Genomic DNA, 2,482 nt, shown 5'->3' with positions numbered 1-2,482 from the left:
TGATTGAGTTACAACGAGAACGGCTGAAGTTGAGTTTCTACCAGTGCCGACGAAAACTGATGGTGGGAAAGCTGGCCCTGGATTTGAGCCCTCTGGAAGCAGCTTGGTTGCTAGCGCGTAAATCCAGCGGTGGAGTTTTAGCCATGAACGAACTTGCCGGGATCCTGGTTTCGCCTGAGCAGAGCTACGCAGGCGTGCTTCGCTTCGACGCCCATCTGCGCAGCGTGGAGCCCGTGGCCCAGGTGCCCTTGCGCTACATTCTCCCTGGTTTCGTGGACTTGCACGTGCATGGGGGGGTGGGGCAGACTTCATGGAAGGGGAAGCTGCGGTTCGTCAGGCGGCTCGCTTCCACGCCCGCCATGGCACCACCGCTCTTCTGGCCACTACCGTAACCGCCCCGGTTGACGAGCTGGAGGCTGCGCTCAGGGGCATTGCGGCCGTAATTGAGCGACCCGGCCCAGGTGAGGTCCGTCTGCTGGGGGTTCACCTGGAGGGTCCCTTCATCAACCCCCAACGATTGGGAGCCCAGCCCCCTTTTGCGATTGATCCCGATCTGGAGCTGATGAAGCGCTGGCTGGCGCTTGCGCCAATCCGGGTGGTCACGCTGGCGCCCGAGCTGCCCGGGGCTTTGGAGTTGACCCGGTTCTTGGCAGAGCGGAACGTGAGGGTGCAGATTGGGCACACCGCTGCCAGCTACGCCCAGGCCAGGGCCGCGCTGGAGGCAGGTGCGAAAGGCTTTACCCACTTCTTCAACTCCATGACTCCCCTGCATCATCGGGAGCCCGGGGTGGTGGGGCTGGGGCTGGAGCAGGGTGGGTGGAGCGAGGTAATCGGGGATGGCCTGCACGTTCACCCGGCGGTGGTGCGGGCTTTGTGGAGGGTCATGCCCCGCCTCTACGTGGTCAGCGATGCGGTGGCGGCGGCAGGTATGCCGGAAGGCACGTACCGCTTGGGCCGCAGCCGGGTGGTGGGCCGCGGCAACGGTGTCTTCCTTCCCGACGGGAGTCTGCTCACCCTTGACCAGGCGGTGCGCAACCTGGTGGCCTGGGGGCTGGGCCTGCCTGAGGCCGTGGCCCTGACCTCGGCGCGGCCCCGTGCCTATCTGGGCTATTCCCCCTTGGCCCTCGAGCCTGGGGCCCCGGCCGACCTGGTGGTTCTTAGCGCTGAGCTCGAGGTGGAGCAGGTGTATATTGCCGGCCAGGCGGTACGGGAAGCAGATGCGGCGGCTTAGAAAGTTCGCAAGCTTGTGATATTTGCACATCCATCAACCAGCGTTCCAAAGGGCTGTTTTTGCTGCTCTAGTCGACCAAATTGCCCTGCAGGTGCTGGTCGAATGTCCGCATTAAGGTAACGAATTCACCTCCAGCCGGGGGTGTTTGACCGGGTGAGGAGCACCTAAGCATGAAGCCATGGATGGCTTCAAACCCAAGGGCATAGCCCTGGTGACCACCCTGATTGCCGTGCTGGTGGTTGTTGTTCTCATGTCTATCCTAAGTGCGAGCGTGCTGAGCGAACTGCGGCAGGGCAGCGCGGTCCGCGTGCGCGATGAGCTCATCCAGTCGGCGGACAGCCTTTCCGAGCGGGCCCGGCTTCACCTGGCGCTGGATTACCGCAGGCGGCAGCTCAGCGTTCCCCGCTACATCGAGCTGGTCACCACCAACCCCACCACGCACCAGGTGGACATGGGCAACGGCATCACCGGGGCCTGGCGGGTGGTACAGGGCTCTCCGCCGGGGGCTGAGTACGGCTGGGTCGAGGTGGCTGCTACGGCCAGCCGGGGGGCGCAGAGCCAGACCGTGCTGCGGCGGATAAGCTTCGGCCAGAACGACGTGTTCAAGCTGGCCATGCTTTCGGAAACGACCAACTGCATGTACTGTCACCTGCGGGTGCGGGGGGATGTGGGGGCCCTCTTCCACCATCGGCCGGGTTGGGGCTCCGAGGGGGTGAATGGGCACGGCTCCGGGTACAACTCGGTCATCTACGGCAACCTCTACGCCGCCCGCACCATCACCAACGACGACACCCCCCGCGATAGCCAGGGCCGGCTGGTGCGGGGTGTGCACTGGGCCGATGGGGTCGGACACCTGGAGGCTTACAGGATCAACGGCTCGCTGGTCACGGGGCATGTGGAGGCCAACTCCACCAACCCGGCCCTGCCTCAGGACGTGGATGGGGATGGCGTCCCCGACTTTCCTCCCATCCGGCGAAGCCTGGCCATGGAGAGCGCCAACGGCCAGGTACGGGGAGGGTTGATCCTGGCCCTTCCCCGCACCCAGCAGCTTACCAACCTGACCACGGGGCTGGTGGGGAGCGTGAGCCGGGTCCACGACGGCAACCTGGTGCTCATAGGGACCCCTACCGAAACGGGGATGGTGTGGAAGGGGCTATAGTGCCCCGCATCTTCAATGCGGGGGTACAGGTTGTATGATGGGAACAGAAATGGCCCGGCGGTGCTGTAACACCCCGAGCCCGGCATCAGCTG

1 protein-coding gene and 1 pseudogene are annotated in these 2,482 nt (G+C 64.6%); both read left to right on the top strand.

Going from position 1 to position 2,482, the window contains the following annotated elements; translation table 11 throughout:
• Positions 1-143: 143 nt before the first annotated feature.
• Positions 144-1,231: pseudogene (locus DV704_RS12025) on the top strand (N-acetylglucosamine-6-phosphate deacetylase).
• Positions 1,232-1,409: 178 nt separating this feature from the next.
• The gene (locus tag DV704_RS12020) at positions 1,410-2,390 is read left to right on the top strand and encodes a hypothetical protein (protein ID WP_114799814.1); all 981 of its coding nucleotides are present in this window, start codon (positions 1,410-1,412) and stop codon (positions 2,388-2,390) included.
• Positions 2,391-2,482: the final 92 nt, after the last annotated feature.

This window comes from Meiothermus sp. QL-1 (assembly GCF_003351145.1).
Classification (GTDB): domain Bacteria; phylum Deinococcota; class Deinococci; order Deinococcales; family Thermaceae; genus Meiothermus.
The sequence above is the reverse complement of the archived record's forward strand: the minus strand, read 5'-3'. Positions and strand labels throughout refer to the sequence as shown.